This window comes from Afipia birgiae 34632, from assembly GCF_000308295.2.
GTDB lineage: Bacteria > Pseudomonadota > Alphaproteobacteria > Rhizobiales > Xanthobacteraceae > Afipia > Afipia birgiae.
In genome coordinates, this window is sequence record NZ_HG326653.1 from 703212 (window position 1) to 716179 (window position 12968).

Genomic DNA, 12968 nt, shown 5'->3' on the forward strand with positions numbered 1-12968 from the left:
AATCTGCACGCATAGGGCACGAACGGAGTAAGGGGCTGATGCAAGGACTCATGCAAGGCAAGCGCGGGCTCATCATGGGCGTCGCCAACGATCATTCGATCGCATGGGGTATCGCGAAAACGCTTCACGCCCAGGGCGCAGAACTTGCCTTCACCTATCAGGGCGATGCGCTGGGAAAACGCGTCAAGCCGCTGGCGGAATCGCTGAACGCCCCGCTGATTCTCCCGTGCGACGTCGAGGACATCGCCAGCGTCGATGCAACCTTCGCGGCGATGAAAGAGAAGTGGGGCTCGATCGATTTCCTGGTCCATGCCATCGGCTTCTCCGACAAGAACGAGCTCAAGGGCCGCTATGCCGACACCACCCGCGCGAATTTCTCGCGCACCATGGTGATCTCGTGTTTCTCGTTTACCGAAGTCGCCAGGCGCGCGTCGGAGATGATGCCGAACGGCGGATCGATTGTGACGCTCACCTTCGGCGGCTCGACCCGCGTCATGCCGAACTACAACGTGATGGGTGTGGCCAAGGCGGCGCTCGAGGCTTCGACGCGCTATCTCGCGGCGGATTTCGGCCGCGCCGGAATTCGTGTGAATGCCATCTCCGCAGGTCCGGTACGCACGCTCGCCGGATCGGGCATCGGCGATTCGCGCGCGATGTTTGCCTTCCAGCAGAAGCATTCGCCGCTGGGCCGGGGCGTCACGCTCGACGAGCTCGGCGGCACCGCTCTCTATCTGCTGTCGGACCTGTCCGGCGGTGTGACCGGCGAAATCCACTTCGTCGATTCCGGTTACAACATCATCTCGATGCCGCATCCGGATGCGCTGAAGGCCGAAGACAAGGCTGACTAGTCCGAGCCCGCCCGGTTCACGCGTCGGGTTCTTATCCCGCCGCGATCACCGTGGCGCGCTGAAACGCGGGCCGCGCCGAGCAGGCGTCGATGTAGCGGTCGAATGACGGCCGCGACGGCACCATCTTGAACAGCCTGATCGCGAAATTCAGTCCTGAACCGATCATGATGTCGGCGGCAGAGAACGTATCGCCCAGCAGGAACGGACCCTTTTCCAGTGCGGCGTCGAGAACATCGAACACCTGCGTCGCGCTGCCCCAGGCTGCGGTCGATGTCGGCACGTCGATCTTGGTGAAGATCTGGATGATCGCCGGCTCGATGCAGCCCGGCGAGAAAAACAGCCATTGCAGATATTTTCCGCGGCGCGGATCGCCGATGGGCGGCGCCAGCTTCGCTTCGGGGTATCGATCCGCAACATAGGCGCAGATCGCGGAGGCTTCCGCGATGGACACATCTCCGTCCTTCAGCGCGGGCACTTTGCCCATCGGGTTGACCGCCAGAAATTCCGGAGTCTTCTGCGCGCCGGTCGAGATGTCCGTCAGCACCCGCTCGTAGGGCTGGCCGGTTTCTTCCATCAGCCAGAGGCCGGAGAAGGAGCGTGAGCGCGGCGACCAGTAAAGCTTCATCATTCTCAGTCCTCCCTGATCTTTTGCTTATTCGTATCAAGATTGTCTCTCGGCGACGATTGAAATGAAAAGCCCCCGCGAGGCGATCGCGGGGGCTTTGGTCGTCTTGCCGTCAAGCGGGATGGATCATTCCGCGGCTTGCAGCGCCTTGGGCTGATCGGCGAGATCGAAGCGGTCGGCGTTCATGACCTTGACCCACGCCTTGACGAAGTCCTGCACGAACTTCTGCTTCGCGTCTGCGGATGCATAGACTTCCGCGAGAGCGCGGAGCTGCGAATGCGAGCCGAAGACGAGGTCGGCGCGGGTGCCGGTCCACTTCACCTCGTTCGTCTTCCGGTCGCGGCCTTCGTACACATCGCCGGCCAGCTGCCACTTCGTGCTCATGTCAAGCAGATTGACGAAGAAGTCGTTCGTCAGCGTCTCGGGCGTCTTGGTGAAAACGCCGTGCAGGGATTGCCCGGTATTTGCACCAAGAACGCGCAGGCCGCCGACAAGAACCGTCATTTCCGGAGCGGTCAGCGTCAGCAACTGTGCGCGGTCCACCAGAAACACTTCGGCCGGCGCGGCAGGTTTGCCCTTGAGGTAGTTACGGAAGCCATCCGCGATCGGCTCCATCACGTCAAAGGACTCCACATCGGTTTGCTTCTGCGAGGCGTCCGCACGTCCAGGAGAGAAGGGAACGGTCACATTGACGCCGGCATCCTTCGCGGCTTTTTCGACTGCCGCACCTCCGCCAAGAACAATCAGGTCGGCAAGCGATACTTCCTTGTCGCCCGACTGCGACGCGTTGAACTCCTTCCGGATTCGTTCGAGCGTCTGCAGCACCTTGGCAAGTTGAGCCGGCTGGTTGACCTCCCAATCCTTCTGTGGCGCGAGACGGATGCGCGCGCCGTTGGCGCCGCCGCGCTTGTCACCACCACGGAAGGTGGAGGCCGAAGCCCAGGCGGTGCTGACCAGTTCAGACACGGTGAGGCCCGAGGCCAGCAGCTTGGCCTTGAGCGCGGCAATGTCGGAGTCGTCGATCAACGTATGATCGACCTCGGGGATCGGGTCCTGCCAGATCAGTTCTTCCTTGGGCACTTCCGGGCCCAGGTAGCGCGCGCGGGGGCCCATGTCGCGATGGGTCAGCTTGAACCAGGCGCGGGCGAAGGCCTCGGCGAAGGCCTGCGGATTTTCCAGGAACCGGCGCGAGATTTTCTCGTAGACCGGGTCCAGACGCAGCGACAGATCGGTGGTCAGCATGGTCGGCTTGTGCTTCTTCGACGGATCGTGCGCGTCGGGAATCACGTCCTCGGCGTCCTTGGCCTCCCACTGGATGGCACCGCCGGGGCTGCGGGTCTGCACCCATTCGTACTTGAACAGGTTCTCGAAGAAGTGGTTGCTCCACTGCGCAGGTGTCTGCGTCCAGGTGACTTCAATGCCGCTGCCGACGGCGTCTGCACCGAACCCGCTGCCGTAGTTGCTTGTCCAGCCGAGGCCCTGCTCTTCCAGAGCGGCGCCTTCAGGGGCCGGTCCTTTGTGGGACTCGGGCGCGGCGCCGTGAGTCTTGCCGAAGGTGTGACCGCCGCCGATCAGCGCCACGGTTTCCTCGTCGTTCATCGCCATGCGCTTGAAGGTCTCGCGGATGAATCTGGCGGCGGACACCGGATCGCCGTTGGCGCCTGGACCTTCCGGATTGACGTAGATCAGGCCCATCTCGGTGGCGCCGAGTGGATTGTCGAATCCTTCAAGAGGCCGGTGGGTCAGCCACTCAGTCTCGGTACCCCAGTTCACGTCCTGATCCGGCTCCCAGACATCCTCACGGCCGGCAGCGAAACCGAACGTGCGGAAGCCCATGGTCTCGAGTGCCACGTTGCCGGCGAGAATCAACAAATCGGCCCAGGAGATTTTCTGGCCGTACTTCTGCTTGATCGGCCACAGCAGGCGGCGCGACTTGTCGATATTGACGTTGTCCGGCCAGGAGTTGAGCGGAGCGAAACGCTGCTGACCGCGACCGCCACCGCCGCGGCCGTCAGCGAGACGATAGGTACCGGAGGCGTGCCAGGACATGCGGACGAACTGCGGACCGTAGTTGCCGAAGTCGGCCGGCCACCAATCCTGCGAGTCGGTCATCAGCTTGCGCAGGTCATTCTTCAGCGCTTCGTAGTCGAGTTTCTTGAACTCTTCACTGTAGTTGAATGTCTGATCCAGCGGATCGGATTTGGCCGAATGCTGCTGCAGGATGTCGAGCCGCAGCTGGTCCGGCCACCAGTCACGATTGGTCCTGCTGCCGCCGTGCACGACGGGGCATTTGCCGGCGCTCTTGTCATCGGTTTTTGCGTCCATGTTTTTTCTCCGATCTTTCTGTGATTTGTGGTTCGCGGGTTGGTCCGATGCGTCGCCCACGCTGGAATGATTTCCGACCGAGACCCGTTTTACGTTCTGAAGTCTCGAATTGAGCGGTGAAATGCGCTCGCTGATACAAGCGCGTTTCGGCATCGGCGGCCGTACCTTGGGGAACCGTCCGACAGGACTTTGGAAGAATTCCAGCATCAGGTCCAGTCGGATTTTCTTTACGGCCAGATAAGTTATTCTGATCGTCCGGCTATTCGTCGGATGCGCTCTGGCACCTTCGCGGATGCTGGCGGAGTGTCGATCCGCGCCCTGACCGGCGCGTCAACGTGCGACTTCCAAATGATCGCTTCGGCATCGAAAAAAGGGCGGCTGAGAAGCCGCCCTTTTGGTTGAAATTGACTTGTTTCGAGATTTACACGCCGAGCGTGCCGGCCTTCGCAGCGGCATAACGCTCGCTGATTTTTGCCCAGTTCACCGTGTTCCACCACGCCTTGAGATAATCGGGCCGGCGGTTCTGATAGTTCAGGTAATAAGCGTGTTCCCAGACGTCGTTGCCCATCAGCACGCGCTTGCCGTCCATGATCGGTGAGTCCTGATTGGGACGGGTCTCGATCGAAAGCTTGCCGTCCTTCGAGACGATGACGAACACCCAGCCTGAACCGAACTGGCGCCCGCCGGCGGCGTTGAAGTCGGTCTGGAATTTTTCCAGGCCGCCAAGATCCTTGTCGATCGCAGCAAGCACGTCGCCTTCCGGCTTGCCGCCGTCCGGGCCCATGATGCTCCAGAACATGGTGTGGTTGGCGTGGCCGCCGAGATTGTTGCGCACCGTGAACTTGATGGAGTCATCGAGCGCGTTGATGTTGCCGAGGATGTTCTCGATCGGCATCGTGCCGAGTTGCGGATTGGTCTTGGCGACGGTGTTCATATTAGCGACATAAGCAGCGTGATGCCTGTCATGGTGGATTTCCATGGTCTTGGCATCGATATGCGGCTCAAGCGCGTTGGCAGCGTAAGTAAGGGGCGGCAGCGTGAACGGGCCAGTGGCAGGTGCGGCAGCCGGCGCTGCGGCGGGAGCCGGGGCAGCCTGCGCATACACGATGCGAGGCGCAGCCGCAGAGACGGCGACCCCGGCGGCTGCAGTCATGAGATGGCGTCGGGATATCGATGACATGGAATACTCCCTGGTGTGGCAGCGTGGTGCGATCCGGTGCAAATGCAGCCGAGCCATCACAAGGCTACGCTGCGGGCACAAATCGAGTTTCGCATGAGGCAAACAAAAGGGGGCGGCAAAATGCCGCCCCCTGGGGTCGTCACACGAGGTTGTGAAACAATTACTCGGCTGCGGAAACGCCCTCGGCCTTCTGCTTGGCCTCGAGGTCTTCGCCGGTTTCCTGATCGACTGCCTTCATCGACAGGCGAACCTTGCCGCGATCGTCCAGACCAAGCAGCTTGACCTTGACCTTGTCGCCTTCCTTGACGACGTCGGAGGTCTTCTGCACGCGGTTGGCCGCGAGCTGGCTGATGTGAACCAGACCGTCCTTCGGTCCGAAGAAGTTCACGAACGCGCCGAACTCCATGACCTTGACGATGGTGCCGTCATAGATCTGGCCGACTTCCGGATCCGAGGTGATCGACTTGATCCACTTGATCGCCGCGCGGATCGATTCACCGTTGGCAGACGCCACCTTCACGGTGCCGTCGTCCTCGATGTTGATTTTGGCGCCGGTCTTTTCGACGATTTCGCGGATGATCTTGCCGCCGGTGCCGATCACGTCGCGGATCTTGTCCGTCGGGATCTGCAGGACTTCGATGCGCGGCGCATGTTCGCCGAGCTCGGCGCGGGCATTGGTCAATGCCTTCGCCATTTCGCCGAGGATATGAATGCGTCCGTCCTTCGCCTGGGCGAGCGCGATCTTCATGATCTCTTCGGTGATGCCGGCGATCTTGATGTCCATCTGCAGCGACGTGATACCGGTTTCGGTACCTGCCACCTTGAAGTCCATGTCGCCGAGATGATCCTCGTCACCGAGAATGTCGGAGAGAACCGCGAAACGCTTGCCCTCAAGAATGAGGCCCATCGCGATGCCTGCAGTCGGCCGCTTCAACGGCACGCCAGCGTCCATCAGTGCGAGCGATGCACCGCAGACCGAAGCCATCGACGACGAGCCGTTCGATTCGGTGATCTCGGAGACGACGCGCAGCGTGTACGGGAATTCGTGCGCAGCCGGGAGAACCGGATGCAGCGCGCGCCAGGCGAGCTTGCCGTGGCCGATTTCACGACGCTTGGTGCCGCCGAGACGGCCCGTTTCGCCAACCGAGTAGGGAGGGAAGTTGTAATGGAGCAGGAAGCGCTCCTTGTACGTTCCCGACAGCGAGTCGATGTACTGCTCGTCTTCGCCGGTGCCGAGGGTGGTGACCACCAGCGCCTGGGTTTCGCCGCGGGTGAACAGCGCCGAGCCGTGGGCGCGGGGCAGCACGCCAACTTCGGCGATGATCGGGCGAACTGTCTTCGAGTCGCGGCCGTCGATGCGCTTGCCGGTGTCGAGGATGTTGTTGCGAACGACGTTCGCTTCCAATTCCTTGAACACGCCTGCGACGCGCAGCTTGTCGTACTTCGGTTCCTGACCTTCCGGGAAGAAGTGGTCCATGACCTTCTTCTTCACCGCGCCGACCGCAGCGTAGCGATCCTGCTTGATCGGAATGGCGTAGGCCGTGCGCAGTTCGGCTTCGCCGACGCTGCGCATTTCGGTATCGATCGCGCTGTTGTCGTCGGTCTTGACCTCGCGCGGCTCCTTCGCCGCCTTTTCAGCCAGTTCGATGATCGCCTGGATCACCGGCTGGAAGTGGCGGTGACCGAACATGACGGCGCCGAGCATGATGTCTTCGTTCAGTTCCTTGGCTTCCGATTCGACCATCAGCACGGCGTCGGCGGTACCGGCAACCACGAGATCGAGATTGGTGTCGGCCATCTCGTCGAGCGTCGGGTTGAGAACGTATTCATCGTTGATGAAGCCGACGCGAGCGGCGCCAATTGGGCCTTGGAACGGTGCGCCGGAAATCGTCAGTGCGGCGGAGGATGCAACCAGCGCCAGGATGTCGGGATCGTTCTCCATGTCATGCGACAGCACCGTCACGATGACCTGGGTTTCGTTACGCCAGCCATCGACGAACAGCGGGCGGATCGGACGATCGATCAGGCGGGAAACCAGCGTTTCCTTTTCTGTCGGGCGGCCTTCGCGCTTGAAGTAGCCGCCGGGAATGCGGCCGGCTGCGTAGGTCTTTTCCTGATAGTCGACGGTGAGCGGCAGGAAGTCGATGCCGTCCTTGGCGGACTTGGCGGCGACGACGGTGGCGAGCACGATGGTCTCGCCGTAGGTCGCAATCACCGCGCCGTCGGCCTGGCGCGCGATCTTGCCGGTTTCGAGTTTGAGTGGACGTCCACCCCAGTCGATCTCGACCGAATGAGCTTTAAACATTGTCTTGGTCTTTCATGGGTTCACGAAAGAACGGACGCCTGAAACGCAAAAACCATGCGCAAGATTGCCGGACGCTGATCGTGCGCAAATGCGGCGTCAGCGTCCGGCGATCCTGCCATGGTTCTTGAATTTCGAATGGCGTCCATCCTTTCGATGGTACGGGCATGTTACCCGTTATCGCCCAGCTGCCGGATTGCTGCTGGACACGCCGCGCGGACATTTCATCAGGTCCGCGCGTTGGAAGCGTGACGCCTTGGGAAAACTCCCACGCCACGCAAAACGCGCGCAAGGATTGCGCGCGTGGATTTCTTAGCGGCGAATGTTGTGCTTCTCGAGAAGCGACTTGTAGCGCGCCTCGTCCTTCCGCTTCACGTAGTCGAGAAGCGAACGGCGCGTGGACACCAGCTTCAACAGGCCGCGGCGGGAATGGTTATCCTTGCCGTGGGTCTTGAAGTGCTCGGTGAGGTTGGCGATGCGTTCCGACAGGATCGCGACCTGAACCTCAGGCGAACCGGTGTCACCGGTCTTGGTTGCATTCTTCTTGATGACTTCCGCTTTGCGTTCTGCGGCAATCGACATCGTCAAACACTTTCATTGTTGCGAGCCGGGCTGGCAGTCAGTCCGGTCAGGTTGAACACGCGCTTGGGGATGAGTTCGCCATTGCCAAGTTCGGCGAGGGCCAGAAGGCGGCCTCCGACGGTGACATAGACTGTGCCGTTTGAAATTGGCGCATCCCGTCCGCGCAATAAAACCGCCTGGCCCCTGTGGAGCCTTGCGGCATCCGCCCGTGTGACGGCCAGTGCCGGGATGTCGTCCAGCGCGGTCTCAACGGGCAAAAGCGCGTCGGCGAGGCTGCCCTCGCCAGACGCGGCTCTATCGCACAAAGCCTCCAGATCTGCCAGCGGAATCATGTCCGCTTCAGTGAAAGGCCCGCAAATCGTGCGCCGAAGCGCGCAAATATGGCCATATGACCCCAGAATCCGGCCCATATCGCGCGCCAGAGCCCGGACATAGGTGCCCTTGCCGCATTCTGCCTCGAACACCGATTTGTCGTTATCTATTTGTTCGACAAGGGTTAATTCGTGAATTTCGACCGGGCGGGGGGCCAGCGGCACGACTTCCCCGTCGCGGGCGAGGTCATAGGCCCGCTCGCCCTGGATCTTGATTGCCGAGTACTGCGGCGGGGTCTGCTCGATGGTTCCGGTAAATTGCGGCAGCAGGGCCCGGATCGCCTCCACGGACGGCCGGTCGGGGCTGGTCTGGGTGACCTTGCCCTCGGTGTCGTCAGTATCGCGTTCCTCACCCCAAGCGACCGTGAAGCGGTAACGCTTGCGGCCGTCCATCACGAAGGGGACGGTCTTGGTGGCTTCGCCCAGTGCAATCGGCAATCCGCCGGAGGCCAGCGGATCGAGGGTACCGGCGTGGCCGGCGCGCTTGGCATTGAACAGGCGCTTGAGAACGGCGACGGCGTGAGTCGACGTCATGCCGATGGGCTTGTCGAGACAAACCCAGCCGTGGACGTCGCGGCGATCGCGCTTTTGCTGACCGCCCTGCTGACGCTGTTGCTTGCCGCCTTGCTGTTGGCGCGGATCATTATGCCGCGCGCCGCTCGCTGCGGTATCGGAAGATTTATTTTCAGCAGGCGCGTTCGAATCGGTTGTTTGCGGTTCGATCACGCGGTCTGGGCTAGTCACATTCATCAGTCTTGGTCCGAATCTGTCTTGAGGTCTCTTTGAACCGCAGGTGTTCTCAGTAATTTCTCGATCCGTTCTGCTTCATCGAATCGTTCGTCAACGCGGAAGCGAAGATCAGGCGCAAATTTTAAGTTAACGCGATGCGCAACTTCACCGCGCAGAAACTTCTTGTTGCGATCGAGCGCTGCAACGACCTCGGCGAGACCGCGTCCGCCGAGCGGCATCACGTAGATGGTGGCGAGCTTGAGGTCCGGCGACATCCGCACTTCGGGCACAGTGATGATGTGGCCTTCGAGCGCCGGATCGTGCACGCCGCCCTGAGCAAGAATGTCCGCAACGGCGTGGCGGATGATTTCGCCAACGCGCAACTGTCGCTGCGAGGCGCCGGTCGTACCGCCGCGAGGGTCGCTGTCCTTTTTGCGTGTGGCCATGATGATCCCTGCCGAAAATCAAACCGTCATGCCCGCGCGTATCGCGGGCATGCATGTCGTTCCTGATGTTGCTGGCAAGACGTGGATGGCCGGAGAAAATCCGGTCATGCCGCCTTAGCTTTCTTAAAAATCCAGTGCGCCTGTAAGATTTGGACTTACAAGGAGCGCTGGATGGTCTCTACGCGGTAACACTCGATAACGTCGCCGACGCGCATGTCCTGATAGCTTTCGAATGCCATGCCGCATTCCTGGCCGGACTGCACTTCCTTCACTTCGTCCTTGAAGCGCTTCAGTGTCGACAGCTTGCCTTCGTGGACGACGACGTTGTCGCGGATCAGGCGCACGTTCGCGCCGCGTTCCACAGTGCCGTCGGTCACGCGGCAGCCCGCGATCTTGCCGACCTTCGAGATGTTGAACACTTCGAGAATCTGGGCGTTGCCAAGCATGGTTTCGCGCAGCGTCGGCGCGAGCAGGCCGGACATCGCCTTTTTCACGTCATCCACGAGATCGTAGATGATGTTGTAGTAGCGGATTTCGATGCCGTTGCGCTTGGCGAGAGCGGCCGCTTCCTTGTTGGCGCGGACGCTGAAGCCGATGATCGCGGCGTTGAAGCCCTCCGCCAGCGTCACGTCGGATTCCGAGATGCCGCCGACGCCTGCATGAAGAATGCGGGCTGCGACTTCGTCGGTGCCGAGCTTTTCGAGCGAGCCGAGAATTGCTTCCAGCGAGCCCTGCACGTCGGCCTTGATGACCAGCGGGAAGTCCTTGCGGCCCGTGGTCTTGAGCTGCGACATCATCTGTTCAAGCGAACCGCGCATGCCGGCATTGCTGGCGGCGGATTTCTCGCGCTTCTGATGGGCGCGATAGCTCGTGACTTCGCGGGCGCGGGCTTCGTTCTCGACCACGGCGAGGCGATCACCGGCTTCCGGCGGGCCGTTGAATCCGAGCACCTCGACCGGAACCGACGGGCCTGCTTCCTGCACGGTCTCGCCCTGATCGTTGATCAGCGCGCGGACGCGGCCCATTTCAGCGCCGGCCACGATAATGTCGCCGACCTTGAGCGTGCCGCGCTGAACCAGCACGGTGGCCACGGGGCCGCGGCCGCGATCGAGCTTGGCTTCGATCACGGTGCCTTCGGCCGGCCGGTCCGGATTGGTCTTCAGGTCGAGCAGATCGGCCTGCAGCGCAATCATTTCCAGCAGCTTGTCGAGGTTGGTCTTGTTCTTTGCGGACACCTCGACGTCGACGACGTCGCCGCCGAAGGATTCGACCTGGACTTCGTACTGCAGCAGTTCGGTGCGCACGCGCTCGGCCTTGGCTTCCGGCTTGTCGATCTTGTTGATCGCCACGATCATCGGAACCTTCGCCGCCTTGGCGTGATTGATCGCCTCGATCGTCTGGGGCATGACGCCGTCGTCGGCAGCCACGACCAGGATGACGATGTCGGTGACCTTGGCGCCGCGGGCGCGCATCGCGGTAAACGCGGCGTGGCCCGGCGTGTCGATGAAGGTGATCTTCTTGCCGCTTTCCGGCGAGGTGACCTGATAGGCGCCGATATGCTGGGTAATGCCGCCGGCTTCGCCGCTGACGACATTGGCGTGACGCAGCGCGTCCAGCAACGAGGTCTTGCCGTGATCGACGTGACCCATAACGGTCACGACCGGCGGACGCGGCGTCGTATCGGACGCATGATCGTCGGCAACGTCGAACAGGCCTTCTTCCACGTCTGACGCGGCGACGCGCTTGACGGTATGGCCCATTTCCTCGGCGATGAGTTGCGCGGTATCGGCATCGATCACGTCGGTGATCTTGTGCATCGCGCCCTGCTTCATCAGCAGGCGGATGACGTCCACCGCGCGTTCGGTCATGCGGTTGGCGAGTTCCTGAATCGTGATCGCTTCAGGGATCGTCACTTCGCGGATCAGCTTTTCCTTCGGCTCGTTGGACGCATGGCCCTTGAGGCGCTGGGTGCGGCGGCGGAACGAGGCGATCGAACGCTCGCGCACGTCGTCGGCATTGAGCGCGGTGGAAAGGGTCAAGCGGCCGCGCTGCTTCGCGGGCGCGGGCTTTGCGGTTGGCTTCGGCGCGATGACCGGGCGAGCCGGGCCGCCGCCGGGGCGGCGCACCAAGCGCGGCGCTTCATCATCATCGGATCCGTCGGCAGCGACAGCAGCCGGGCGGGCCGGAGGCGTTGCAGCCGTACGTGCCGTGGTGGCAGGCGCAGCCGCCTTTGCCGCGGCCTCGGTGCTACGCTTGGTGGCTTCACGCTCGGCGCGTGCCTTGGCTTCTTCCTCGGCGCGGTGGCGTTCTTCCTCGGCCTTCTTGCGGGCTTCGGCGGCTTCACGCTCCTGCTGTTCCTTGAATTCCTTGGTGTTGCGGCGCGCGGCTTCGGCTTCCGCGGCGCGGCGCTCTTCCTCTTCGCGAACGCGCGCATCGGCGAGTGCGCTGGCACGGGCGCTCTGCTCGTCTTCGGTCAGGGTTTGCAGGACGACGCCCGACTTGCGGGCGGGCGGGCGTACAGGCTCCGGCGCGCGCGGCGCAACCTTCGCAGGTGCTGCGACAGGCGCGGGTGCTGCAGGCACCGCTTCGGGCGCAGGTGCGGGATCGCCGGCCAGACGGCGCTTGGTTTTCTTTTCGACCACCACCTGCTTGGTGCGGCCGTGACTGAAACTCTGGCGCACGACGCCGGTCTCTGTACGCGGCTTGAGCGACAGAGTTTTCGAACCGACGCTCAGCGTCTTATCGCCAGGATTTTTCGTATCAGCCATTCAACAGTCCCAATCTCGTTCGTTGCTCGCATGCCGCGTCTGACGGCAATGCCCTAATTGTTCTGGTCGATCCCGCCATCGTGACCGCCACCCGTCCCCCGAAATCGGGTGAGCGTCTGGCAACGTGCGAGGAAGGTCTTGCTTGCCGGGCCCGCGAGCAGGGCAGCATGTACCACATTTGCCCGTCCGAGTGCCAAATCCAATTCATCGGTGGTCAGGGCGCTGATAATGGGAAAATCACCCGATTCCGTGCCGTTTTCCCGCCTCACGGCCGCCAGTTTGGCGTTCAGCTTGCGGATTCCGTCCGGAGCGCCGTCCGTGGCGTGGATCAGGGCGACCGCCTGCCGCCCCCCGATCGCACCTTCGACCTTGGAAAATCCCGAAATGACCTGACCTGCCTTTGCGGTCATGGCGAGGGCTTCGGACACCCCCCGGACCATCATGCGCTCGACGTCGTCGGCCAGGGTTTTCGACACCTGGACGTCACGCTTGAAGCTGCGCGCAAACACGTTGCGCCGGGCGGCTTCCGCGACGGTGGCATGAGACAGTGACACCCATAGCCCGCGCCCCGGCAGCTTGCGCTTCAGGTCGGGAACGGTTTCGCCGGTGGGAGAGAGGACGAAGCGGATCAGGTCGTCGATCGGCGCCACTTGCCGCGTGACCGCGCACATCCGCTCGGTCCCGGATTTTGTCCGGGGTCCGTTGTCGAGATCTGCGTGATCAGCGATGGCAAGCATGCGCGGGTCATTTCCTTCAACTCTTGCGGAGCATGGTGTTGTCCGAAAGTCGCTT

10 protein-coding genes are annotated in these 12968 nt (G+C 62.1%); 1 reads left to right on the forward strand and 9 read right to left on the reverse strand.

What is annotated here, in order from left to right; all coding sequences use genetic code 11:
* The first annotated feature begins 38 nt into the window (after positions 1 to 38).
* A complete protein-coding gene (gene fabI / locus BN32_RS17325) occupies positions 39 to 848 on the forward strand; it encodes an enoyl-ACP reductase FabI (RefSeq protein ID WP_019199078.1) in 810 nt (269 codons plus the stop codon).
* 31 nt (positions 849 to 879) lie between these two features.
* Here fabI and BN32_RS17330 read toward each other — a convergent pair whose 3' ends face one another.
* The 9 genes from BN32_RS17330 to BN32_RS17370 all read right to left on the reverse strand — a co-directional run bounded on the left by BN32_RS17330 (position 880) and on the right by BN32_RS17370 (position 12913).
* On the reverse strand, positions 880 to 1476 hold the full coding sequence (locus BN32_RS17330; RefSeq protein WP_019199077.1) for a glutathione S-transferase family protein: 597 nt from the start codon (positions 1474 to 1476) through the stop codon (positions 880 to 882).
* A 123-nt stretch (positions 1477 to 1599) separates the two neighbouring features.
* The gene (gene katG / locus BN32_RS17335; RefSeq protein WP_040426876.1) at positions 1600 to 3798 is read right to left on the reverse strand and encodes a catalase/peroxidase HPI; all 2199 of its coding nucleotides are present in this window, start codon (positions 3796 to 3798) and stop codon (positions 1600 to 1602) included.
* A 421-nt stretch (positions 3799 to 4219) separates the two neighbouring features.
* Positions 4220 to 4978, reverse strand: a complete 759-nt coding sequence (locus tag BN32_RS17340; protein WP_040426627.1) for a superoxide dismutase — start codon at positions 4976 to 4978, stop codon at positions 4220 to 4222.
* A 160-nt stretch (positions 4979 to 5138) separates the two neighbouring features.
* The gene (gene pnp / locus BN32_RS17345) at positions 5139 to 7283 is read right to left on the reverse strand and encodes a polyribonucleotide nucleotidyltransferase (protein ID WP_019199074.1); all 2145 of its coding nucleotides are present in this window, start codon (positions 7281 to 7283) and stop codon (positions 5139 to 5141) included.
* Between the two features lie 309 nt (positions 7284 to 7592).
* A complete protein-coding gene (gene rpsO / locus BN32_RS17350; protein WP_019199072.1) occupies positions 7593 to 7862 on the reverse strand; it encodes a 30S ribosomal protein S15 in 270 nt (89 codons plus the stop codon).
* Between the two features lie 2 nt (positions 7863 to 7864).
* Positions 7865 to 8983: a tRNA pseudouridine(55) synthase TruB gene (truB, locus tag BN32_RS17355; RefSeq protein ID WP_019199071.1), complete on the reverse strand. Its 1119-nt coding sequence runs from the start codon at positions 8981 to 8983 to the stop codon at positions 7865 to 7867.
* The gene (rbfA, locus tag BN32_RS17360) at positions 8983 to 9408 is read right to left on the reverse strand and encodes a 30S ribosome-binding factor RbfA (protein ID WP_019199070.1); all 426 of its coding nucleotides are present in this window, start codon (positions 9406 to 9408) and stop codon (positions 8983 to 8985) included. The genes truB and rbfA overlap by 1 nt, the downstream gene beginning before the upstream one ends.
* A 155-nt stretch (positions 9409 to 9563) precedes the next feature.
* Positions 9564 to 12176, reverse strand: a complete 2613-nt coding sequence (gene infB, locus BN32_RS17365; RefSeq protein ID WP_019199068.1) for a translation initiation factor IF-2 — start codon at positions 12174 to 12176, stop codon at positions 9564 to 9566.
* A gap of 53 nt (positions 12177 to 12229) precedes the next feature.
* Entirely contained in the window at positions 12230 to 12913 is a 684-nt protein-coding gene (locus BN32_RS17370; RefSeq protein WP_019199067.1) for an RNA-binding protein, read from the reverse strand.
* Between the last annotated feature and the right edge of the window lie 55 nt (positions 12914 to 12968).

Bases quoted from the DNA above. Each gene is read 5' to 3' on its own strand.
- infB (WP_019199068.1), bottom strand. From the start codon at position 12,176: ATGGCTGATACGAAAAATCCTGGCGATAAGACGCTGAGCGTCGGTTCG.
- truB (WP_019199071.1), bottom strand. From the start codon at position 8,983: ATGAATGTGACTAGCCCAGACCGCGTGATCGAACCGCAAACAACCGAT.
- BN32_RS17330 (WP_019199077.1), bottom strand. From the start codon at position 1,476: ATGATGAAGCTTTACTGGTCGCCGCGCTCACGCTCCTTCTCCGGCCTC.
- rpsO (WP_019199072.1), bottom strand. From the start codon at position 7,862: ATGTCGATTGCCGCAGAACGCAAAGCGGAAGTCATCAAGAAGAATGCA.
- fabI (WP_019199078.1), top strand. From the start codon at position 39: ATGCAAGGACTCATGCAAGGCAAGCGCGGGCTCATCATGGGCGTCGCC.
- katG (WP_040426876.1), bottom strand. From the start codon at position 3,798: ATGGACGCAAAAACCGATGACAAGAGCGCCGGCAAATGCCCCGTCGTG.
- rbfA (WP_019199070.1), bottom strand. From the start codon at position 9,408: ATGGCCACACGCAAAAAGGACAGCGACCCTCGCGGCGGTACGACCGGC.
- BN32_RS17340 (WP_040426627.1), bottom strand. From the start codon at position 4,978: ATGTCATCGATATCCCGACGCCATCTCATGACTGCAGCCGCCGGGGTC.
- BN32_RS17370 (WP_019199067.1), bottom strand. From the start codon at position 12,913: ATGCTTGCCATCGCTGATCACGCAGATCTCGACAACGGACCCCGGACA.
- pnp (WP_019199074.1), bottom strand. From the start codon at position 7,283: ATGTTTAAAGCTCATTCGGTCGAGATCGACTGGGGTGGACGTCCACTC.